20 protein-coding genes are annotated in these 21,058 nt (G+C 70.5%); 18 read left to right on the plus strand and 2 right to left on the minus strand.

Annotation, left to right across the window (positions count from 1 at the left end):
• Positions 1 to 101 precede the first annotated feature (101 nt).
• Positions 102 to 995: a methylenetetrahydrofolate reductase [NAD(P)H] gene (gene metF, locus AB0N22_RS03045; protein ID WP_364635911.1), complete on the plus strand. Its 894-nt coding sequence runs from the start codon at positions 102 to 104 to the stop codon at positions 993 to 995.
• On the opposite strand, the gene AB0N22_RS03050 is transcribed toward metF, so the two are convergent.
• Complete coding sequence (locus AB0N22_RS03050; protein ID WP_364635913.1) at positions 992 to 2,263, minus strand: FAD-dependent oxidoreductase; 1,272 nt, start codon at positions 2,261 to 2,263, stop codon at positions 992 to 994. The two genes, metF and AB0N22_RS03050, sit on opposite strands and share 4 nt — an antisense overlap.
• A gap of 9 nt (positions 2,264 to 2,272) precedes the next feature.
• Entirely contained in the window at positions 2,273 to 2,851 is a 579-nt protein-coding gene (locus tag AB0N22_RS03055; RefSeq protein WP_364635916.1) for a DUF4126 domain-containing protein, read from the minus strand.
• A gap of 50 nt (positions 2,852 to 2,901) precedes the next feature.
• On the opposite strand from AB0N22_RS03055, the gene AB0N22_RS03060 reads away from it, so the two are divergent.
• From AB0N22_RS03060 to AB0N22_RS03140, 17 genes are all read left to right on the plus strand, one after another.
• A complete protein-coding gene (locus AB0N22_RS03060; protein ID WP_364635919.1) occupies positions 2,902 to 3,672 on the plus strand; it encodes a methyltransferase domain-containing protein in 771 nt (256 codons plus the stop codon).
• A complete protein-coding gene (locus AB0N22_RS03065) occupies positions 3,659 to 4,048 on the plus strand; it encodes a DUF3040 domain-containing protein (protein ID WP_364635922.1) in 390 nt (129 codons plus the stop codon). The genes AB0N22_RS03060 and AB0N22_RS03065 overlap by 14 nt, the downstream gene beginning before the upstream one ends.
• Positions 4,049 to 4,254: 206 nt before the next feature.
• A complete protein-coding gene (mraZ, locus tag AB0N22_RS03070) occupies positions 4,255 to 4,704 on the plus strand; it encodes a division/cell wall cluster transcriptional repressor MraZ (RefSeq protein ID WP_364635925.1) in 450 nt (149 codons plus the stop codon).
• 224 nt (positions 4,705 to 4,928) lie between these two features.
• Positions 4,929 to 5,876 carry a 16S rRNA (cytosine(1402)-N(4))-methyltransferase RsmH gene (gene rsmH / locus AB0N22_RS03075; RefSeq protein WP_364635928.1) on the plus strand — a complete coding sequence of 316 codons (948 nt, stop codon included), beginning with the start codon at positions 4,929 to 4,931 and terminating at the stop codon, positions 5,874 to 5,876.
• A gap of 82 nt (positions 5,877 to 5,958) precedes the next feature.
• The gene (locus AB0N22_RS03080; RefSeq protein ID WP_364635931.1) at positions 5,959 to 6,402 is read left to right on the plus strand and encodes a hypothetical protein; all 444 of its coding nucleotides are present in this window, start codon (positions 5,959 to 5,961) and stop codon (positions 6,400 to 6,402) included.
• Complete coding sequence (locus AB0N22_RS03085; protein ID WP_364635934.1) at positions 6,399 to 8,144, plus strand: penicillin-binding protein 2; 1,746 nt, start codon at positions 6,399 to 6,401, stop codon at positions 8,142 to 8,144. The genes AB0N22_RS03080 and AB0N22_RS03085 overlap by 4 nt, the downstream gene beginning before the upstream one ends.
• Before the next feature lie 318 nt (positions 8,145 to 8,462).
• Positions 8,463 to 9,941 (plus strand): UDP-N-acetylmuramoyl-L-alanyl-D-glutamate--2,6-diaminopimelate ligase, encoded by a 1,479-nt coding sequence (locus AB0N22_RS03090; RefSeq protein ID WP_364639190.1) that lies wholly within the window; start codon positions 8,463 to 8,465, stop codon positions 9,939 to 9,941.
• Positions 9,938 to 11,284: a UDP-N-acetylmuramoyl-tripeptide--D-alanyl-D-alanine ligase gene (gene murF, locus AB0N22_RS03095; RefSeq protein ID WP_364635937.1), complete on the plus strand. Its 1,347-nt coding sequence runs from the start codon at positions 9,938 to 9,940 to the stop codon at positions 11,282 to 11,284. Before AB0N22_RS03090 ends, murF begins: the two co-directional genes overlap by 4 nt.
• A gap of 53 nt (positions 11,285 to 11,337) precedes the next feature.
• Positions 11,338 to 12,405, plus strand: a complete 1,068-nt coding sequence (mraY, locus tag AB0N22_RS03100) for a phospho-N-acetylmuramoyl-pentapeptide-transferase (RefSeq protein WP_364635940.1) — start codon at positions 11,338 to 11,340, stop codon at positions 12,403 to 12,405.
• The gene (gene murD / locus AB0N22_RS03105; protein WP_364635943.1) at positions 12,402 to 13,865 is read left to right on the plus strand and encodes a UDP-N-acetylmuramoyl-L-alanine--D-glutamate ligase; all 1,464 of its coding nucleotides are present in this window, start codon (positions 12,402 to 12,404) and stop codon (positions 13,863 to 13,865) included. Before mraY ends, murD begins: the two co-directional genes overlap by 4 nt.
• Before the next feature lie 46 nt (positions 13,866 to 13,911).
• Positions 13,912 to 15,126 (plus strand): putative lipid II flippase FtsW, encoded by a 1,215-nt coding sequence (gene ftsW, locus AB0N22_RS03110; RefSeq protein WP_364635946.1) that lies wholly within the window; start codon positions 13,912 to 13,914, stop codon positions 15,124 to 15,126.
• 3 nt (positions 15,127 to 15,129) lie between these two features.
• A complete protein-coding gene (murG, locus tag AB0N22_RS03115; protein ID WP_364635949.1) occupies positions 15,130 to 16,203 on the plus strand; it encodes an undecaprenyldiphospho-muramoylpentapeptide beta-N-acetylglucosaminyltransferase in 1,074 nt (357 codons plus the stop codon).
• Entirely contained in the window at positions 16,200 to 17,597 is a 1,398-nt protein-coding gene (gene murC / locus AB0N22_RS03120) for a UDP-N-acetylmuramate--L-alanine ligase (RefSeq protein WP_364635952.1), read from the plus strand. Before murG ends, murC begins: the two co-directional genes overlap by 4 nt.
• On the plus strand, positions 17,594 to 18,325 hold the full coding sequence (locus AB0N22_RS03125; RefSeq protein WP_364635954.1) for an FtsQ-type POTRA domain-containing protein: 732 nt from the start codon (positions 17,594 to 17,596) through the stop codon (positions 18,323 to 18,325). The genes murC and AB0N22_RS03125 overlap by 4 nt, the downstream gene beginning before the upstream one ends.
• 123 nt (positions 18,326 to 18,448) lie before the next feature.
• Complete coding sequence (gene ftsZ / locus AB0N22_RS03130; protein ID WP_364635957.1) at positions 18,449 to 19,621, plus strand: cell division protein FtsZ; 1,173 nt, start codon at positions 18,449 to 18,451, stop codon at positions 19,619 to 19,621.
• 2 nt (positions 19,622 to 19,623) lie between these two features.
• On the plus strand, positions 19,624 to 20,349 hold the full coding sequence (locus tag AB0N22_RS03135) for a polyphenol oxidase family protein (RefSeq protein WP_364635960.1): 726 nt from the start codon (positions 19,624 to 19,626) through the stop codon (positions 20,347 to 20,349).
• Positions 20,346 to 21,038, plus strand: a complete 693-nt coding sequence (locus tag AB0N22_RS03140; RefSeq protein WP_364635963.1) for a YggS family pyridoxal phosphate-dependent enzyme — start codon at positions 20,346 to 20,348, stop codon at positions 21,036 to 21,038. The genes AB0N22_RS03135 and AB0N22_RS03140 overlap by 4 nt, the downstream gene beginning before the upstream one ends.
• Positions 21,039 to 21,058 lie beyond the last annotated feature (20 nt).

Genomic DNA, 21,058 nt, shown 5'->3' on the forward strand with positions numbered 1-21,058 from the left:
CCGCTGCCGATCGACGAAGGACTCCAGGGTGTGATCAACACGAACCCGGAATTCGGGATCAACGGGGCGTGGACTCACAGCCCGGACGATACCGTTGGACCATGCCGTCTCATGACCAGTCCCTTGTCGACGCCATCCGTGGGCCGTCGGTGAGCTACTCGTTCGAGTTCTTCCCGCCCAAGGACGACGATGGCGAAGCTGTGCTCTGGCAGACCATCGCCGACCTCGAGCCGCTTGACCCGACGTTCGTCTCGGTGACCTACGGCGCTGGCGGCACGAGCCAGGAACGCACGGTCCGCATCACCGCGCGCATCGCGGAGCAGACCCGCATGCGTCCGGTCGGGCACCTGACCCTCGTCGCGCAGACCAAGGGCGAGATCGAGTCGGTGCTCAAGCAGTACGCCGCCTCCGGCGTCGACAACGTGCTGGCCCTGCGCGGAGACCCCAAGGGCGGCCCCCGCGCGACCTGGGAGCCGCACCCGGACGGCATGGACCACGCGATCGACCTCGTGGAGCTGGCCACCTCTCTCGGCGGGTTCCGCATCGGCGTCGCGGCCTTCCCTGAGGGACATCCCGATGCCGCGAGCCTCGACCACGATGCCCAGGTGCTGGTCGACAAGGCCAACGCCGGTGCCGAGTACGCCATCACGCAGCTGTTCTTCAGGGCATCGGACTACTTCGACCTGGTCGAGCGCGTCCGCGCCAAGGGCTGCGACATCCCGATCGTCCCCGGCATCATGCCGATCCTCAACTTCGCCCAGGTCGCCCGCATGGCCGAGCTCTCAGGAGCCGAGCTGCCCCGGGAGGTGCTGGACCAGGTCGAGCCGATCCAGGACGACAAGGTCGCCGTGCGCGCCAAGGGCATCGAGCTCGCGACCCAGCTGTGCCGCGACCTGGTCGCCGGAGGGGCGCCGGGCCTGCACTTCATCACCCTCAACCGGTCGAAGGCGACCCGCGAGATCTTCGAGGCGCTCCGGGCCGACGACCTGCTCTAGCTGTACGTCTGGCGCGGGGCCGGGCCGATCGCATCGGCGATCGCCGCGGTGGCCATGCCGATGCCCTCGAGGGTCGCGCCCGGGTGGGCGTGCGCGCCGGCGAAGTGGATCCCAGCAGCCGGCGCCACGCCAGGGAGCTCGAAGGCGCTGGTCCAGCCCGTCCACGCCCAGCCGGCATGCCCGAGTCCGAGGACGTCAGTGGGGTTGAGGTCGACCCGCTCGTCGACGTACGGCCGGACGTCGATCCCGAAGCGCACGAGCGCGCGCAGGGGATCCTCACCGCTGCGGTGCTCGATGGTCCACAGGCCGTCGCCGCCCGACCACATCCTGATCGGGGGATTGGCGTGGACGAGGATCTCGTCGGGCAGGTCTGGCGCGTCGGCCGACAGGGCGACCAAGGTCCTGGATGCCGGTATGACCGGCATCAGCGTGACCGGCGGCAGGGGAGCGGGCCATGCCGGAGCGCACCACACGACGATGTCCGCCGGCACCGTACGTCGTGAGGTCACGACGCCGCGGACCCGACCGGCCTCGAGGACCAGCTCGTGCGCCGACTCGCCGAGCTCGATCGTCACGCCCCGCTCGCCCAGACGCGTCTCGAGCGCGGCGGCGAGCGCGGGGAGCCCGCCGGCGAACCGCCAGCGGCCGAAGGACCGCTCGACGTAGTGGCTGACCGCGACGAATCCCGGCGTCGCGTGCCGGTCCTGCCCGGCGAGACGGACGGGGTCGAGCACGAGCTTGCGCAGCCGGTCGTCGTCCAGGTCCTTCTGGGCGAGCGTCGCGATGCTGCGCCGCGGGCGCAGGGCCTTGCGCATGGTGCGGTCGACAGCAGCGCGGCCCTCGAAGACCTGGTCGAGGGCGGTGCGGCGGATGAGGTCCCAGGGCTCGGCCCAGGAGTCGACCCAGGGCGACCACTCGTCCTCGCCGAACGTCTCGACGAGTGCGGCGTGCTGGTCGCCGCGGTTGCCGAGGGGAAGGTCCAGGACCGACTTGTCCTTGAAGACGTGCCGCCGGCCGTCGGTCTTCGTGAGGTCGAGGACCCGTTCCAAGGGTCGCCCCGACTTGCGGAACAGGTCGCGGAACACTCCCGGCAGCGTCACGGTGTCCAGGTCGAGGCTCCACGTACGGCCCCCGACGGTCATGCCGTTGAGCCGGCCGCCGAGCTGCTGGCTCGTCTCCAGGAGCGTGACCTGATGACGCAGCTTGGCCAGACGGGCCGCGGCGGACAGACCGGCGAAGCCGCCACCCACGACCACGACGTTCGCCATGCGCGCAGACTACGTGGTGACCCGGCGGTGCCGTCGCCACGCCTTGCGGATGACGCGCCACAGCAGGACGACCGTGACAGCACCCGCGACCAGCAGTGACGCGGAGATCCCCAGGGCGATCCACGGGTGGGACACCGCGAGGGCGACGACGGTGACGACTCCGACGTCCTCCGCGGTGCTGACGATCCCGTTGCTGATCGGCTCGGGGGAGGTGTTGACGGCGAGGCGAAGACCAGCCTTGATGCCGTGCGACGTCAAGGCGGTGCCTCCGCCCAGAGCCGTGAGCAAGGCCTGTTCCGTCCCGCTCGTGTCGCCGGCGAAGTGATAGGCCACGAACGCGCCGACGGCCGGACGTACGACGGTGGAGACCGCGTCCCACATCGAGTCCGCGACGGGCACCTTGTCGACGACGAGCTCGACGGTGAACATCACCAACGAGATGACCAGCACGTCGGTTCGCGCGAGGGTGTCGGGGATCGCCGCGGTGTCGCTGAGCCGGTCGGCGAGGCCGAGCACGGCCACCGTCGCGTACGCGTTGATGCCGCTCGCCCAGCCGCTGGAGAACACGAGGGCCGTCAAGGACTCCATGCCGGGACGCTATCGGAAGACGTGATCCACGCTGTGGCACAGTGTCCGTCATGGGTCCGGTCCGCACCGAGTTGATGTGGCAGTCCGTCGTGGATGCCGTCGACGTGGCGGGACCCGGCGACGCCCTCGACGTGCTCGACCTTGGGGGTGGAACGGGCAGTGACGCCGTGCGTCTCGCGACGTCGGGGCACCGCGTCACCGTCGTCGACCCGAGCCCCGACGCCCTGGCCTCGCTGCACCGCCGCGGTGTCGAGGCCGGCCTGGCGCAGGGGGTCAACGCCGTGCAGGGTGACGCCGCGGACCTGCTCGACCATGTCGCTCCGGCGTCGTTCGACCTGGTGATCTGCCACGACGTGCTCGAGCACGTCGACGATCCCGGGCAGGCGCTCGCCACGATCGCCACGGTCCTGCGTCCCGGCGGTCACGTCAGCGTCGTCGTCGCGGGCCGCAACGCCGCCGTCGCGGCGCGTGCCCTGGCCGGCGACTTCGTCACGGCCCAGTCCCTGTTGGGCCGTTCCGCCAGCTCGTGGGACGTACGCACGATGGGGCCGCGACGGTTCGTCGTGACCGAGCTCCAGCTGCTGCTGACCTCGCACGGCTTCTCTCCGGTCGCGACCACCGGGGTGCGGGTCTTCGCCGACCTGGTGCCCAGCGCGATCGTCGACGCCGAGCCCGGCGCGCGCGACGCCCTGTACGCGTTGGAGCGCCTGCTGAGCACCTCCGAGGACTTCACTTCGCTTTCGGCTGGTCTGCACACGATCGCCCGCCTAGACTTGCCAGAAGCAACACCCGATCCAGGAGGCAACAGTGCCGCTCTCTGATGAAGAGGCCCGGCTGCTCCATCAGCTCGAGCAGTCGTTGGCAGCCGAAGACCCTGACTTCGCGTCCACTCTCCGTGGATCGAAGTTCATGGCGCACAACCGACGTGTGGCGATCCTGGCCGTCCTCGGGTTCCTCGGCGGGCTGGTCCTGCTCTTCGCCGGCGCGGTCTCGGCCATGACCTGGCTCGGCGTCGTCGGATTCGTGACGATGCTCGGCGCGGCCTATCTCTTCATGACCGCCTGGAAGCGCGGGATCGGCCGCAGCAGCGAGGAGCCGGTCCGCAGCCCGGGCGGCAAGCCGCCCAAGGCCTCGGGCACGTTCGTCGATCGCATGGAGGAGCGCTGGCAGCGCCGCAGGGACGGCGACGAGCGCTAGATCCGCCCCACTTCACTCCACTTCCACCACAGCCGCCCCCTCGGGGGCGGTTTTTCTTTGCCCTGACGGCATTTTCGAGCTGCCCTCCGCCGTGGAGCGGCGGCACGAAAATGTGCTGAAACATGCCTAAAGTGAGGGCGAAGTGGGGGATCGTGGGGTATGGTGGGGCGAAATGGAGGAACTGACCGGCGGCGAGGAGGAGAGAGGTGAACCCGGATGTCGCAAACTTCTTCGGCACCTACACCCCTCGTCTCGACGACAAGGGCCGGCTCTTCCTTCCGGCCAAGTTCCGTCCTCGGCTCGAGCACGGCATCGTCCTCACCCGCGGGCAGGAGAACTGCATCTACGGGTGGACGACCGAGGCCTTCAACGCCTTCACCGACCGGGTCCGCGACACGCCGTTCACGAACCAGGCCGCCCGCAACTTCACCCGCATGTTCTTCTCGGGTGCCTCGTCAGAGGTTCCGGACAAGCAGGGACGCATCTCCGTGCCGCCGGTGCTCCGCGAGTGGGCGCACCTCGACCGCGACTGCACGGTCGTCGGAGCGATGGACCGCATCGAGATCTGGGACTCGGGCCGCTGGACCGAGTTCTCGAACGCTCAAGAGGGTCCGTTCGCGGACATGTCAGAGGAAGTGATGCCCGGCATCTTCTGACAGTCGCGCGGCGAGATCTGCGCCCGCATGGTTCTGACATCACTTCCCCGGTGTCAGACCCAGCGGACGCAGATCTGGCCACACGACATCAGCCGGGCAGGACGACGACAGACGGGACGAGGTGACATGAGGATCGAGCAGAGCAGGCAGCCGGCGCGGCACGAGCTTGGCGACGGCGAGCGACTCATGGGCACACCGGCCCTCGTCCTCGAGCTGGGGTCGCGATGACCGAGGCCAGCCACGTCCCGGTCCTGCTCGAGCGGGTCCTCGACCTGTTGGCCCCTTCGGTCGCCGTCGACCGTCCGGTCGTGGTCGATGCGACGCTCGGCCTCGGCGGTCACACCGAGGCGATGCTCGAGCGCTTCCCCGACCTGCACGTCATCGGCATCGACCGCGACCCCGAGGCTTTGGCCAGGGCCAAGACCCGCCTCGCCGCGTTCGGGGAGCGGGTGACGTTCGCTCACGCCGTCTACGACGAGATCGCCGACGTGGTGGCCGAGGCGGGCTTCCGCACGGTCTCCGGCGTGCTCTTCGACCTCGGGGTCTCGTCGATGCAGCTCGACCTGGCCGACCGCGGGTTCGCGTACGCCCAGGACGCGCCGCTCGACATGCGCATGAACCCCGAGGACGAGCTGACCGCCGCCGACATCCTCAACACCTACACCTCGCGCGAGCTGTCGAAGGTGCTGCGGGAGTACGGCGAGGAGAAGTTCGCCAAGCGCATCGCCGACGCCGTGGTCTCCGAGCGAGCCCGCGAGCCGTTCACCGACAGCGCCCGGCTGGTCGACCTCATCCGTACGTCGATCCCGGCCGCCGCCAGGCGTACGGGCGGCAACCCCGCCAAGCGGACGTTCCAGGCGCTGCGCATCGAGGTCAACGACGAGCTCGGCGTCTACCGCCGTGCCCTGCCGGCATCCTTGGAGATCCTGGCGCCGGGTGGGCGGGTCGTCGTCCTCGCGTACCACTCCCTCGAGGACCGGATCACCAAGCGGGCGTTCACCGAGGTCACCACGACCGACGTCCCGCGCGACCTTCCGTTCGTGCCCGAGGGGCACGAGGCGCGTTTCCGCCTGGTCACGCGTGGCGCCGAGATGGCGACCGACGCCGAGATCGACGAGAACTCACGCGCCAGGTCCGTACGCCTTCGCGTCGTCGAGCGGGTTGCCGCATGAACGCCACCCCACAGAACCGTTCGCTGTGCTCCCCGGCACCCCGAGTTCCTGCCACGCGCTCACGCTTCTGCGGGGACCCCGCATGAGCCCGCAGCTGGCGCGGACCATCAGCGCTCCCGACGCGCCCGCACCCCGGTTCTCGACCGAGGGCGCCAAGGCCGCCGGGCTCCGCCTCGTCCGTCCGGTACGCAGCAGGGCCCGCAAGGCGCCGTTCGTCGTCGTGGTCCTGACGATCCTGTCGGTCGGCCTCGTCGGCCTCATCATCATGAGCACGATCCTGCAGGCGCAGTCGTTCGAAGCCCAGAAGCTCAACAGCCAGTCGGCCGAGCTGGAGACGCAGCGCCAGCTGTTGTCCCGCGAGGTCGACAAGCTGCAGAGCCCGGCCAACGTGGCGCGGCGCGCCATCCAGTACGGCATGGTGCCCAACACCAACCCGGCGTTCCTGCGGCTCTCCGACGGCGAGGTCCTCGGCAAGCCGGAGGCCGCCAAGCCCGGCAAGACCAACATCCGGAGCGTGACGCCATGAGCAAGACCGTGTCCCGGCGCCGGCTGCGCGTGTGCCTCGCGATGGTCGTCGGGGTCTTCGGTGTCTTCGGCGTGCGGCTCTTCCAGATCCAGGGCCTCGATGCCAGCGCCTACGCGGCCAAGGCCATCGAGGACGGCACGGCCAAGAGCACGATCCCGGCACCCCGCGGCGCGATCCTCGACCGCAACGGCGCCGAGCTGGCGACCAGCGTCGACGGCCTGACGCTGACGGCCGACCCCAAGATGACAGCGCCGTACGCCCCGCAGATCGCGCGCATCCTGAGCGAGAAGCTCGGCGACCGCATCGACTACTTCGACACGATCGACAAGCTCCGCACGCCGGACTCCCGCTTCGTCTACCTCGTCCGCGACGTCCCCGCCTGGACCGCCAAGAAGGCGCTGAAGGCCATCGCCGAGGCCGACATGACGGGCGTCTTCAGCGAGAAGGAGACCCTGCGGACCTACCCGGGCGGCAAGCTCGCCGCCAACCTGGTCGGCTACGTCAACGGCGCCGGCAAGGGCGTTGCGGGCATCGAGCAGCAGTACGACAAGACGCTGACCGGCACCGACGGCGCCAGCACGTACGAGATCGATCCCAACACCGGTGTCCGCATCCCGATGGCTGACAGCACCGTGACGAAGATGGTGCCCGGTCGCGACGTCACGACCACGATCGACCGCGACCTGCAGTGGTACGCCGACCAGCGGCTCGCTGACGCCGTCCGGGAGTCGAGCTCCGACTGGGGCCTCGCGATCACGATGGACACCAAGACGTGCCAGATCGTGCAGATGTCGCAGGCGCCCACGTTCAACGCCGACGACGACAGCGGCATGGTCGACTCCAACACCGTCTCGCGCGCCGTGCAGAACGTGTACGAGCCCGGCAGCGTCATGAAGACCATCACGATGGCCGCGCTGGCCGACCAGGGCAAGATCGCGTCGGACACGCCGATCGTCGTCCCGTCCGGCATGGAGATCGACAACTTCCACATCGGCGACTACTGGAAGCACGGCGTCATCAACCTGACCGCGGCCGGCGTCATCGCCAAGTCCTCCAACCTCGGCACGATCGTCGCGGCGCAGCAGATGAGCAACTCGACGATGTACGGCTACTTCCGCAAGTTCGGCTTCGGCCAGATGTCGGGCGCCAACCTGCCCGGCGAGTCCGACGGCATCCTCAAGAACGGCAAGGAGTGGACCAAGGCCAACCACGCCACGATCTCGTTCGGCCAGGGCGTCTCGGTGACCGCGCTGCAGATGGTCCGCGCCGTCGGTGCCATCGCCAACGCCGGCAAGATGTGCGAGCCGTCCGTCGTCAGCTCCACCCGCGACGCCGACGGCACGGAGACCAAGGTCCCGGCCAAGCCGAGCAAGCGCGTCGTCTCCAAGGACGCGGCCGCCACCGTCACCCGCATGATGGAGGCCGTCACGGCTCCGGACGGCACGGCGCCCGCCGCGGCCATCAAGGGCTACCGGGTCGCCGGCAAGACCGGCACGGCATGGCGCGTCGACCCGGCCACCGGCCGCTACATCCGGGGTCAGAACACGGTGTCGTTCATGGGCTTCGCGCCGGCCGACAACCCCCGATTCCTGACCTACATCGTGCTCGACAAGCCGTACAGCAACGCCGGCGGCGGCTCGACCGCTGCACCGGTCTTCCACGACATCATGTCGATGGCGCTCGAGCGCTTCGGAGTCGCACCGACGGGTTCCAAGAGCCCGAAGGTGAAGCAGACCTGGTAGGCGCCACGCCGCTCGTTCCTCGCGGCTCATCTCGTGACTCGCTGCGCTCGTCACGGGGCGCCTGTCGGGCTTCGCCCGACCTTCATCTTGCCTGATTGCTGGGCTGGGTCTCGGCTGGCGCCCTTCTGAGCGGCTCCGCCGCTGCCGCCTTGTCGGGCTTCGCCCGACCTTCGACTCGCGTGATCGCTGCGCTCGTCACGGGGCGCCTGTCGGGCTTCGCCCGACCTTCATCTCGCCTGATTGCTGGGCTGGGTTGGGGCCGTGGCTCGGCGTGGCGCGAGTTCTCCCGGCGGATAGGGTCGGGGGGTGACTGAGGAGATGCGCGTACGGCCGCGGGAGACGCCGCGATGGACCCTCGCCGAGCTGGCGGCGGAGCTCGACGCGGTGGCGACCTCGGAGGCGATCGTCACGGGAATCTCGCTCAACACCAAGCACGTCGAGCCCGGTGACCTCTATGCAGCCCTGCAAGGGGCGAACTCCCACGGCGCGGCCTTCGCCGGGGTCGCGCGCGACCTCGGTGCCGCCGCGGTGCTGACCGACCCCGAGGGTGCCGCGATCATCGGCGACCTGCCGATGATCGTCGTCGACGACCCCCGTCGCGAGCTCGCGCGGCTGAGCAGCACGTTCTACGACGACCCCAGCGCGGCGTTCACGACGGTCGGCATCACGGGGACCCAGGGCAAGACGACGTCGACCTATCTCGCCGAGGCGGCGTTGGGCAACCGGGTCTCCGCCGTGGTCGGGACGATCGGCACGCGGATCGGCCGGGTCCCGGCTGCGTCCACGCTCACGACCCCCGAGGCGCCGCAGCTCCAGGCGCTGTTCGCCGTCATGCGCGAGGAGGCGGTCGAGGTGTGCGCGATGGAGGTGTCCAGCCACGCCCTGGTGCAGGGCCGGGTCGACGGGTTCACGTTCGACATCGGGGTCTTCCTCAACCTCGGCCGCGACCACCTCGACTTCCACAAGGACCTCGAGGACTACTTCCTCGCCAAGGCCGCCCTGTTCACCCCGGAGCACGCCAAGCACGCCGTCATCAACGTGGACGACCCGCACGGCCGTCGTCTGCGCGAGCTGACGCCGCTGCCGGTCACCACGTTCTCGACCGACGGCAACCCCGCCGACTGGCGTGCGGTCAACATCCGGCCGCACCGGCTCGGCACCGATCTCGAGGTGCTGGGACCCCACGAGCTCGCGATCGACCTCACGGTCCCACTGCCCGGCGTCTTCAACGTCTCCAACGCCTTGTCGGTGATCGCCGCGCTCGCCGAGGCCGGCCACGACCCCAAAGAGCTCGCCGCGGGGATCGCTGCGAGCACGGGGGTGCCGGGCCGCATGGAACGGGTCGAGGTGGGCCAGCCGTTCACCGCGATCGTCGACTACGCGCACAAGCCGGACGCGGTCACGGCGGTCCTGACCGCCCTCCGTCCGGTCACCGCCGGCCGGCTCATCATCGTGATCGGGGCCGGCGGCGACCGCGACCACGGCAAGCGCCCCCTGATGGGTGAGGCCGCCGCTCGCCACGCCGACGTCGTGATCGTGACGGACGACAACCCCCGCACCGAGCGGGCCGCGTCGATCCGGGCCTCGGTGCTCGAGGGCGCCGCTGCGGGCCCCGGCGTCGCGGTCGAGGTCCCCGGCCGTCGCGAGGCCATCGCCCACGCCGTCCACCTGGCCCATCTCGGCGACACGGTCGTCGTCGCGGGCAAGGGCCACGAGCGCGGCCAGGAGGTCAACGGCGTCGTGGACCCGTTCGACGACCGCGAGGTCCTGGTCGAGCTGATCGGGCAGCAGGCATGATCCCGCTGACGCTGGCGCAGATCGCCGCGATCACCGGGGGTGTGGTCCATGGCGACGGGGCGATCGTCGTCGATGCCCCCGCCACCCTCGACTCCCGGGCGACGGAGCCGGGCGGGCTCTTCGTCGCGATCGCGGGCGAGCACGTGGACGGTCACGCGTACGCCGCCCAGGCCGCCGCCGGTGGTGCGGCCGCCGTGCTCGCGTCCCGAGCCGTCGAGGCGCCGTCGGTGGTGGTCGACGACGTCGTCACAGCGCTGGGCCGGCTGGCCCGCCACGTGGTGGACGAGCTGGAGGACGTCACGGTCGTCGCGATGACCGGCTCGAGCGGCAAGACGAGCGTGAAGGACCTCGTCGCCCATCTCCTCGAGCCCGACGGCATGACCGTCGCGACGGCGGGCAACTTCAACAACGAGCTCGGCGTCCCGCTGACGGTGCTGCGAGCCGACGAGCTGACCCGCTACCTCGTCGTCGAGATGGGCGCCCGGTCGTTGGGCAACATCGCCGAGCTCTGCCAGATCGTCCCGCCCGACGTCGGCGTGGTCCTCAACGTCGGGCACGCCCACATCGGTGAGTTCGGCTCGGCGGAGATCATCGCCCGCACCAAGGGCGAGCTCGCCGAAGCCGTCGAGGCCGACGGTGTCGTCGTGCTCAATGCCGACGATCCGCTGGTGGCCGCGATGGCGGCCAGGACCGAGGCAGCGGTCGTCACCTTCGGGGAGACCGGCGACATGGGGGTCAGCGACGTCCAGCTGGACGCCACGGGCTGTCCGCGCTTCGCGTTGACGTACGACGGCAGGACCGTCCCGGCGTACGTCCCTCTGCTCGGCGGCTACCAGGCCTCCAACGCGGCAGCGGCGGTCGCCGTGGCCGTCATGCTCGGTGTGGACCTCACGACTGCGGTCGAGCGACTCGCGACCGCACAGCCCCGCTCACCGATGCGGATGGAGCGCCACGTGCGCGCCGACGGCGTGGTCGTGGTCAACGACGCCTACAACGCCAACCCCGAGTCGATGGCGGCCGCCCTGCGAGCCGTCGCCGCGATCGGCGAGGGGCAGGCGGTCGCGGTACTGGGCGAGATGCTCGAGCTCGGCGACGGCAGCCACGAGGCGCACGTCGAGGTGGGCCGGCTCGCCGCCGACCTCGGGTTCAGCCAGGTCGTGGTGGTCGGCGAGGGTGCACGTGGCATCGCCGAGGGGGCCGGGGACATCGCCGTGCTCGTCGACGACGTCGATGTGGCGGTTCGCACACTGTCCGCGAGCCTGTCGGGGGACGAGGTCGTACTTGTGAAAGCATCGAGGGGTGGCCGGCTCGAGCGGGTCGCGGACGCCTTGCTGCAACCCTGACGGCATACTCGTCGGAGCATGCCCAACGCCCCCGGGAAAGGACCAGCCACCCGATGAAGGCCATCCTGATCGCAGGAGCTCTGTCCCTCCTGGGGACCCTCATCGGCACCCGTTTCGCGATCTCGGTCCTGGTCAAGCACGGATACGGGCAGCTCATCCGCGACGACGGTCCCACGTCGCACCACACCAAGCGGGGCACGCCCACGATGGGCGGTCTCGTGATCATCGCCTCGGTCCTGGTGGCCTACTTCGTCGCCAAGCTGGCGACCCAGACCGAGCCCAGTGCGTCCGCCCTGCTGCTGCTGTTCCTGTTCGCGGGCCTCGGTGTGATCGGCTTCCTCGACGACTTCATCAAGGTCTTCAAGCAGCGCAACCTCGGGCTGCGCAGCAAGGCCAAGTTCTTCGGCCAGATACTCGTCGGCCTGGTCTTCGCGTGGCTCGCGATCCGGATGGAGGACGACACGGGGCAGACCCCGATCACGCACTTCATCTCGTTCACCCGGGACTTCAACGGTCCTGAGCTGCCCACGGCGCTGCTGGTGATCTGGGTGCTCCTGCTGATCGCCGGCACCAGCAACGGCGTGAACCTCACCGACGGACTGGACGGCCTGGCCACCGGCGCGTCGGTCATGGTGTTCGGCGCGTTCGTCATCATCAACATCTGGCAGAGCAACCAGAACTGCTCGGCGATCAACGCCGGACCCAAGTGCTACGAGGTGCGCGACCCGCTCGACCTCGCGGTCGTCGCGGCCGCCCTCACCGGTGCGTGCTTCGGGTTCCTGTGGTGGAACGCGTCACCGGCCAAGATCTTCATGGGCGACACCGGATCGCTGTCCCTCGGCGGCGCCATGGCCGGATTCGCCCTGATGACCCGGACCGAGCTCCTGCTGGTCGTCATCGGCGGCCTGTTCGTCGCGATCACGGCCTCGGTGATCCTCCAGGTCGGGTTCTTCAAGCTCAGCGGGGGAAGACGCATCTTCCGGATGGCACCCCTGCAGCACCACTTCGAGCTGCTGGGCTGGGACGAGATCACGATCGTCGTGAGGTTCTGGATCATCAGCGGCCTGTGCGTCGCAGCCGGGCTGGGCATCTTCTACGCCGAGTGGGTCACCGGGGCATGACCGGTCCTGAGCTCGAAGGTCTGGGCCGGGACTCGTCCTGGGAGGGCGTCAGGGCCGTCGTGGGCGGCCTCGGCGTCAGCGGGTTCGCCGCCGCCGACACGCTGCAGCACCTCGGCGCGACCGTCATCGCGCTCGACGACGGCGACGACGACGGGTTGCGCGAGAAGGCGACCCTGCTCGAGATCCTCGGGGTCGACGTACGCCTGGGAGTCGGCTCGACGGCCCAGCTGCCCGCCGACGTCGACCTCGTCGTCACGTCGCCCGGCTGGGGTCCCGCGTCGCCGCTCCTGCTCGAGGCGAGCCGGCGTGGCATCCCGGTGTGGGGCGAGGTCGAGCTCGCCTGGCGCCTGCGTGGCGAGAACCCCGCGCCGTGGCTCGCCGTCACCGGCACGAACGGCAAGACCACGACGGTGCAGATGCTCGAGTCGATCCTCCGGGCCGAGGGACTGAACGCCCCCGCTGTGGGCAACGTCGGGATCCCGGTTCTCGAGGCGGTCATGAACCCCGAGCGGTTCGACGTGCTGGCCGTGGAGCTCTCGAGCTATCAGCTCCACTGGAGCTCGTCGGTGTCCGCCGAGGCCAGCGCCGTGCTCAACGTGGCTCCGGACCACCTCGACTGGCACGGCAGCCTCGACGCCTACACCGCGGACAAGGCTCGGATCTACGACCGTACGCAGCTGGCGTGCGTCTACAACGTGCAGGACCCCGTGACCGAGCGGCTCGTCGAGGAGGCCGACGTCGTCGAGGGGTGCCGCGCGATCGGGTTCACGCTCGGCATCCCGGCGCCCGGGATGATCGGGCTCGTCGACGACGCGATCGCCGACCGCGCGTTCATCGCCGGCCGGCTCTCGAGCGCGGCGGAGCTCGGCAGCATCCACGACCTGGCCCGGGCCGAGGGGGAGCCACCGGCACCTCACACCGTCGCCAACGCTCTGGCCGCCGCGGCGCTGGCCCGCGCGCACGGCGTGACGCCACGGGCCGTGCGGGACGGGCTCCGGTCGTTCAGGCCCGATGCGCACCGCATCGCCGAGGTGGCCCGCATCGACGGCGTCCGATGGGTCGACGACTCCAAGGCCACCAACACGCACGCCGCCCAGGCGTCGCTGCAGAGCTTCGAGCACGTCGTCTGGGTCGCCGGGGGACTGGCCAAGGGTGCGAGCTTCGACGAGCTCGTGCTGGCGACCCGGGACCGCCTCCGGGCAGCCGTTCTGGTCGGTCGAGACCGCGCGCTGGTCGCCGAGGCACTCGCGCGACACGCGCCTGATGTCCCCGTCGTCGAGGTCGACACCGGGGAGACTGATCCCATGGATCGCGTCGTCGAGGTCGCGGCATCGCTCGCCCGTGAGGGCGACACCGTGCTGCTGGCCCCGGGTGCCGCGTCCATGGACCAGTTCCGCAACTACTCCGCACGAGGCGACAGCTTCGCCGCGGCAGTGCTGCGTTTGCGTGACAGGTCCTGAACCTTCCTTCCCCGAGGCGCAGGAGTGAGCATGATGCGGAGCTGGCATGACAGCCACCGCTGAGCGCCGGTCCCCGGCGATCGTCGAGGCCGCTCGCCGTACGCTCGAGCGCCCCCTCGCCTCCTACCAGCTCGTGCTCGGCGCCACCGCCCTGCTGGTCGGGCTCGGCCTGATCATGGTGCTGAGCGCCAGCTCGGTGTTCGCCCTCAGGACCTATGACAACTCGTTCGCGATCGTCCAGCGGCAGCTGATCTTCGCGGTGCTGGGGGTCATGGGTGCCGTCGTGGCGGCCCGGATCCCGTTGCGCATCATCCGCAGGCTGGTCCTGCCGATGTTGCTCGGCACGGTGGCGCTCATCGGCGCCACGTTCCTCGTCGGTGTCGACGTCAACGGCAACCGCAACTGGCTGGCGCTGCCGGGCGGCTTCCAGCTTCAGCCGTCCGAGTTCGCCAAGCTCGCCCTCGTCCTGTGGATCGCCGACCTCTACGCCCGGCGCCAGAAGTACCTCTCGACCCCGCGCTACGTCCTCACCCCGATGGTCCCGATCGCCGGGGCGGTCGCCGCGCTCGTGGTCGGCCAGCACGACCTCGGCACGGCGCTCGTGCTGTTCGCGCTCATCGGCGGGATGCTCTGGGTCGCGGGCCTGCCCGCCAAGCAGATGAGCGCCGTGATCGCCGGCATCTTCGTCGTGCTCGTGTTCTTCGTCGCCACGGCGCCGCACCGCGTGGCCCGGCTCTTCAACTTCACCGACCCGCAGTCCGACCCCGACAGCGCCGGCTTCCAGGCGATCCACGGCATGATGGCGCTGGCCCGCGGCGGCTTCTGGGGCGTCGGCCTGGGCGGCAGCCGGCAGAAGTGGGGCTCGCTTCCCGAGGCGCACACCGACTTCATCCTGGCGGTCATCGGCGAGGAGCTCGGCCTGCTGGGCACGCTCGTGGTGCTGCTCCTGCTGGTGGTCCTGGCGTTCGCCGGCATCCGCATCGCGAGTCGTACCAAGGACCCGTTCGCCCGTTACACCGCGGCCGGCATCACGATCTGGCTCATGGCCCAGTCGATCATCAACATCGGCATGGTGCTGGGCCTGCTGCCCGTGATCGGCATCCCGCTGCCGCTGATCTCCTACGGTGGCTCGAGCCTGCTGGTGACGCTCGTCGCCATGGGGGTGCTGCTTAACTGTGCCAAGACCGAACCCGGGGCCAAGCGGGCCCTCGCCGCCGGCCGCGCCACCCGCGCGCAGGGCCGCGTCTCACGGAGGAGCTGAACAGTGCGTGCGTTGCTTGCCGGTGGGGGGACCGCCGGCCACACCTCGCCGCTCCTGGCCACGGCCGCAGTGCTGAGCGAGCTCGGCGTCGAGATCACCTGCCTCGGGACCCCGCGCGGTCTCGAGGTCACGCTGATCCCGCAGGCGGGCTACCCGCTCGAGCTGGTCCCCCCGGTCCCGCTGCCGCGTCGCCCCGGGAAGGCGATGGTGCAGGTGCCGAGCAAGCTGCGGGCCGCGGTCAAGGCGACCGGCGAGGTCATCGACCGCGTACGGCCGGACGTGATCGTCGGGTTCGGCGGCTACGTGTCGGTCCCCGCCTACCTGATCGCGCGTCGGCGGCACATCCCGCTGGTCGTTCACGAGGGCAACGCGATCCCCGGCATCGCCAACAAGCTCGGCGCCCGGTTCACCGAGCACGTCGCGACGAGCTTCCCCGACACCGACCTGCCGCACGCCCGCTACATCGGTCTGCCGATCCGCCGGCAGATCTCGGGTCTCGACCGGGCAGGCGTACGCGCGGAGGCACGGGCGCACTTCGGCCTCGACCCCGGCCGGCCCACGCTGCTGGTGACCGGGGGCTCGCAGGGCGCCCGGCGCATCAACCAGACGATGGCGGCCGCTGCGCGCGACCTGGCCGACGCCGGGGTGCAGGTGCTCCATGCGGCAGGGCGGCCGGACGAGGTCACGGTCAGTCCCGGGCCGGACGACCCGCCCTACGTCGTCACTGCGTACATCGACCGCATGGACCTCGCCTACGCGGCCGCGGACCTCATCGTGTGCCGTGCCGGCGCCAACACCGTGACCGAGGTGGCGGCGGTCGGGCTGCCCGCGGCCTTCGTGCCCCTCCCGATCGGCAACGGCGAGCAGGCTCACAACGCCCATCCGGTGGTGCAGGCCGGGGGAGCGCTGCTGATCGACGATGCCGCGCTGACCCCGGCCTGGATCGACAACGTCGTGATCCCGCTCGTCACGCACCCGGGCCGGCTCGCCGCGATGTCGGCGGCGGCATCGGGCATCGTGCCGCGCGACGCTGACCACAAGCTCGCCGAGATGGTCCGGGAGGCGGCGCAGCCGTGAGGATCCCCGTCCCCGACACCATCCCCTCAGCACGCGAGCTCGGCGCGGTCCACTTCGTGGGCATCGGGGGAGCGGGCCTGTCCGCCATCGCCCGGCTCATGGCCCAGCAGGGCATCGCGGTCAGCGGTAGCGATGCCAGCGAGTCCGCCGTCGTCGACGCGCTCCGCAGCGAAGGCATCACGTGCTTCGTCGGTCATGACGCGGCTCACGTCGCGGGCGTCGACACCGTGATCGCGTCGACCGCGGTGCGCGAGGACAATCCGGAGATCGTCGAGGCCCAGCGCCTCGGCATCCGGGTGTGGCCGAGGTCCGCAGGAATGCGCGCGCTGATGGAGGACCGGCGCACCGTGGCCGTGGCCGGCACGCATGGCAAGACCACGACGACCGGCATGCTGACCTGCGCCCTGATCGCCGCGGGGGCCGAGCCGTCCTTCGCGATCGGCGCCGAGGTCGCGAGCCTGGGGGCCAACGCGCGACTGGGCCGTGGCGACCTGTTCGTGGCCGAGGCCGACGAGAGCGACGGCGCCTTCCTGCACTACTCGCCAGAAGGCGCCATCGTCACCAACGTCGACGCCGACCACCTCGACAACTACGGCACCGTCGAGGCCTACGCCGCGGCGTTCGACGAGTTCATCGAGTCGGTCGGCGGATTCGTGGTCCTCAACGCCGACGACCCCGGCGCCCGCGCGCTGGTCGGCCCGGCCAGGCAGCGCGGGCTCGAGGTCCTGCTCGCGGGCTTCGCCGACGACGCCGACCTGCGCGGCCGAGACCTCGTCGTGGAGGGCTCGTCGTCGGCGTTCGCCGTCTCGCTGCACGGCGTCGACCTCGGCGACGTACGTCTGTCGGTGCCCGGCGCCCACTATGCGCAGGACGCCTTGCTGGCGCTCGGTGCCGGGCTGCTGCTGGGGCAGAACGGCGACCTCCTCGCCGCCGGGTTGACGGCCTACACGGGTGCCAACCGGCGCATGCAGCTACTGGGGGCGGCCGGCGGCGTCCGGGTCTACGACTCGTACGCGCACCATCCCACCGAGATCCGCGCGGACCTGGCCGCAGCGCGCTCGATCGCCGGTGCGGACCGGCTGGTCGTCGCCTATCAGCCGCACCTCGTCAGCCGCACACGGCTCTACGGTGCCGAGATGGGCGAGGCGCTCTCGAGCGCTGACCGGGTCTTCGTCGCCGACATCTACCTGGCGCGCGAGGACCCCGATCCCGCTGTGACGTCCGCGCTGATCGTGGACGCGGTGCGCGGCACGGAGGTGTCCCTCGGCGGTCCCGTCGAGCGGCTGGCCGAGGTCGTGGCCCCGGAGCTTCGTCCCGGTGACCTGTTCCTGACGCTCGGCGCCGGCGACATCACGACTGTCGGCCCGGCGGTCCTGGCAGCGCTCCAGGCATGACCCAGCAGGACGAGCGGTTCACCGCCCGCGCCGCGTACGAGCGCCGGCGCCGGTTCAAGCGGGCTGCGGTCGCCGCGCTGGTGCTGGTGCTGGTCGGCACCCTGACCTGGCTCGTGATGTTCTCCGGCGTCCTGGCCGTCAGGCGGGTCGCGGTCGACGGCGAGACGACGTTGAGCGAGGGACAGGTGCGCCGTGCGGCCGCGGTGCGCATCGGTCAGCCGCTCGCCCGGATCGACGTGGCCGCGATCGAGTCACGGGTCGCCTCGATGGACCGGGTCGAGAGCGTCACGGTCTCGCGATCCTGGCTGCACACCGTCCGCATCACGGTCGTCGAGCGCACGCCAGTCGCGTGGCTGACCGTCGGCGGGGTCATCCGGGGCCTCGACCGCTACGGCATCGCGTTCCGCACCTACGCCAAGCCGCCCAAGGGTCTGCTCGAGGCCGAGGTGACCGCGACCGCCCCGCGCCTGCGCCAGCAGACCCTGGAGTCGGTCGCCGCGGTGGTGCGGCTGATCGAGGAGGATGACCCGGCCCTGCGCAAGCAGGTGCAGGCCGTGAGTGCCGCGACCAAGGACTCGATCGAGCTCAACCTGACCAAGGGGCGAACCGTGGTGTGGGGGAGCCGGGCCGACTCGGACCACAAGCTGACGGTCCTGCGCGCGCTGCTGCGCATCAAGGCCGACCGGTACGACGTCAGTGCGCCGGATCAGCCCACGACAACCGGGTAGTCGCGGCGTGTCGGCCCGGTGAGGCGGACCCGCGCGCGTACCGTTTCACATGAGTCACAGGTTGACATAACTATAAACCTCCACCTCAGGGTTAGAGTTTCCAATCCCCGGAAGGGACACACGATGGCGGTACAGAACTACCTCGCCGTGATCAAGGTCGTCGGCATCGGCGGTGGCGGCGTCAACGCCGTCAACCGCATGATCGAGGTGGGGCTCAAGGGTGTCGAGTTCATCGCGATCAACACCGACGCCCAGGCGCTGCTGATGAGCGACGCCGACGTCAAGCTCGACGTCGGTCGCGACTCCACGCGCGGCCTCGGAGCCGGCGCGAACCCCGAGATCGGCAAGCGCGCCGCCGAGGACCACGCCGAGGAGATCGAGGCCGCCATCAAGGGCGCCGACATGGTCTTCGTGACGGCCGGAGAGGGTGGCGGCACCGGCACGGGCGGCGCTCCCGTCGTGGCCCGCATCGCCCGCTCGCTCGGAGCGCTGACGATCGGCGTCGTGACCCGGCCCTTCAAGTTCGAGGGACGCAACCGCTCGGGCCAGGCCGATGCCGGCATCCAGGCGCTGCGCGACGAGGTCGACACGCTCATCGTGATCCCCAACGACCGGTTGCTGTCGATCAGCGACCCCAACGTGAGCCTGCTCGACTCGTTCCGCCAGGCCGACCAGGTCCTGCACCAGGGCGTCTCCGGCATCACCGACCTCATCACGACCCCGGGCCTGATCAACCTCGACTTCGCCGACGTGAAGTCGGTCATGTCCGACGCCGGGTCCGCCCTCATGGGCATCGGCTCGGCGCGCGGCGAGCACCGGGCAGCGGTGGCTGCCGAGAGCGCCGTCTCGAGCCCGTTGCTGGAGGCATCGATCGAGGGCGCCCGCGGCGTGCTGCTGTCGATCGCCGGTGGCTCCGACCTCGGGCTGTTCGAGATCAACGAGGCCGCGGGTCTGGTCGCCGACGCGGTGCATCCCGACGCCAACATCATCTTCGGCGCGGTGATCGACGACGCGCTGGGCGACGAGGTGCGCGTGACGGTCATCGCGGCCGGCTTCGACGGCGGCGAGCCGATGCTGCGCGACGCCACGAAGCCCGCGCTGCTCAAGGAGTCCAAGCCCGAGCCGGCGGCCGAGGTATCGCCACCGCCGCCGACGGCCCAGAGCTTCCTCGAGCCCGATCCCTACCTCGACGGACCCAAGGTCCCCGAGGACGGGGCCGGCAACGTGACCGTCCCGCCGGACCCGGTCCCCACCGACTACGGCGACGACCTCGACGTGCCCGACTTCCTGCGCTGAGCTTGTTCCTGCACCGCGAGACGATCGGTCGGGTCGAGCTCGCGTTCACCGATCGATCGGGCGGCGCGAGCGATGGCCCGTGGGCATCGCTCAATCTCGGGACGTCCAACGGCGACGACCCCGCGACGGTGAGCCGCAACCTCGCGACCGTGACGGCCGAGCTGGGCCTCGACCGGCTCGTCCGGATGACGCAGGTCCACGGCGCCGACGTGGCGTGGACGCACGACCTGGGCGACGGTGAGATCCCGGTGGCCGATGCGCTCTTCACGGACGAGCCCGGAGTCGGCGTCCTCGTGCGCGTGGCCGACTGCACGCCCGTCGTGTTGGTCGGCCACGACCATCCGGTTGCCGGGGTCGTGCACTGCGGCCGTGAAGGCCTCGTCAAGGGTGTGGTGCCTGCCGCCGTCGCCGCGTTGCGCGGGCGTGGTGTCGAGTCGATCGCAGCCCGGGTCGGACCACGGGCCTGCGGCCGGTGCTACGAGCTGCCGCAGGAGATGGCGGACGCCGTCGCCGAGGTCGTGCCCGAGGCGCGGTCGACGACGTCGTGGGGGACCCCCGCGATCGACGTCGGCGCCGGCGTGGTCGCCCAGCTGCGCGAGCTCGGTGTCGACGACGTCACGGACCTCGGCGAGCACGACTGCACGATCGAGGACGAGCGGTTCTTCTCCTACCGTCGGCAGGGCCAGGACTCCGGCCGCTTCGGGGCTGTTGCGATGATCAGGGCATGAACCGCCTCGACGAGCTGCGTGACGGACTGGCCAGGACCGAGGAACGCATCACGGCTGCGTGCGACAGCGCCGGGCGTGCTCGCGAGGACATCACGCTGGTCGTGGTCACCAAGACCCATCCCGCCTCAGACGTCGAGCTGTTGGCCGAGCTCGGCGTCACCGATGTCGGGGAGAACCGGCACCCGGAGGCGGGCGACAAGGCCGCAGAGGTCGAGGCGGCTGTCCGCTGGCACTTCCTGGGCGGCCTCCAGACCAACAAGGCCGGCGCCGTGGCGCGTTACGCCGACATGGTCCACAGCGTCGACCGCGTCAAGCTCGCCAGCTCGCTGGCCCGCGGCGCCGAGGCTGCCGGTCGTACGCTGCCCTGCCTCGTGCAGGTCGACTTCGATGCCACCGACCCGGGACGCTCGGGCGTCGTGCCGTCGGGCATACCGGAGCTGGCCGCCGCGATCGCCGGGTCCGACCACCTGAGCCTGTCCGGGCTCATGACCGTCGCGCCGTTGGGGGAGGACCCCGCACCGCACTTCGATCACCTCGTACGCCTCTCAGGCGAGCTGCGCCGTGATCACCCGGACGCCACGATCATCTCCGCAGGGATGAGCGGCGACTTCGAGGCCGCGATCGCCGCCGGCGCGACACACCTGCGCATCGGGCGTTCGATACTCGGTGAGCGTCCCTCCGCGGGGTAATCTCAGTCTTGTCATTTCCG

The sequence above is a fragment of the Aeromicrobium sp. NPDC092404 genome, assembly GCF_040684095.1.
In the GTDB taxonomy this organism is placed as follows: domain Bacteria; phylum Actinomycetota; class Actinomycetes; order Propionibacteriales; family Nocardioidaceae; genus Aeromicrobium.

Excerpts from the sequence above, each read along its gene's own strand:
- AB0N22_RS03125 (WP_364635954.1), top strand. The coding sequence starts at position 17,594 with ATGACCCAGCAGGACGAGCGGTTCACCGCCCGCGCCGCGTACGAGCGC.
- AB0N22_RS03055 (WP_364635916.1), bottom strand. The coding sequence starts at position 2,851 with ATGGAGTCCTTGACGGCCCTCGTGTTCTCCAGCGGCTGGGCGAGCGGC.
- ftsW (WP_364635946.1), top strand. The coding sequence starts at position 13,912 with ATGACAGCCACCGCTGAGCGCCGGTCCCCGGCGATCGTCGAGGCCGCT.
- AB0N22_RS03085 (WP_364635934.1), top strand. The coding sequence starts at position 6,399 with ATGAGCAAGACCGTGTCCCGGCGCCGGCTGCGCGTGTGCCTCGCGATG.
- AB0N22_RS03060 (WP_364635919.1), top strand. The coding sequence starts at position 2,902 with ATGGGTCCGGTCCGCACCGAGTTGATGTGGCAGTCCGTCGTGGATGCC.
- AB0N22_RS03050 (WP_364635913.1), bottom strand. The coding sequence starts at position 2,263 with ATGGCGAACGTCGTGGTCGTGGGTGGCGGCTTCGCCGGTCTGTCCGCC.
- AB0N22_RS03090 (WP_364639190.1), top strand. The coding sequence starts at position 8,463 with ATGCGCGTACGGCCGCGGGAGACGCCGCGATGGACCCTCGCCGAGCTG.
- rsmH (WP_364635928.1), top strand. The coding sequence starts at position 4,929 with ATGACCGAGGCCAGCCACGTCCCGGTCCTGCTCGAGCGGGTCCTCGAC.
- AB0N22_RS03080 (WP_364635931.1), top strand. The coding sequence starts at position 5,959 with ATGAGCCCGCAGCTGGCGCGGACCATCAGCGCTCCCGACGCGCCCGCA.
- murD (WP_364635943.1), top strand. The coding sequence starts at position 12,402 with ATGACCGGTCCTGAGCTCGAAGGTCTGGGCCGGGACTCGTCCTGGGAG.
- metF (WP_364635911.1), top strand. The coding sequence starts at position 102 with ATGCCGTCTCATGACCAGTCCCTTGTCGACGCCATCCGTGGGCCGTCG.
- mraY (WP_364635940.1), top strand. The coding sequence starts at position 11,338 with ATGAAGGCCATCCTGATCGCAGGAGCTCTGTCCCTCCTGGGGACCCTC.
- ftsZ (WP_364635957.1), top strand. The coding sequence starts at position 18,449 with ATGGCGGTACAGAACTACCTCGCCGTGATCAAGGTCGTCGGCATCGGC.
- murF (WP_364635937.1), top strand. The coding sequence starts at position 9,938 with ATGATCCCGCTGACGCTGGCGCAGATCGCCGCGATCACCGGGGGTGTG.
- AB0N22_RS03140 (WP_364635963.1), top strand. The coding sequence starts at position 20,346 with ATGAACCGCCTCGACGAGCTGCGTGACGGACTGGCCAGGACCGAGGAA.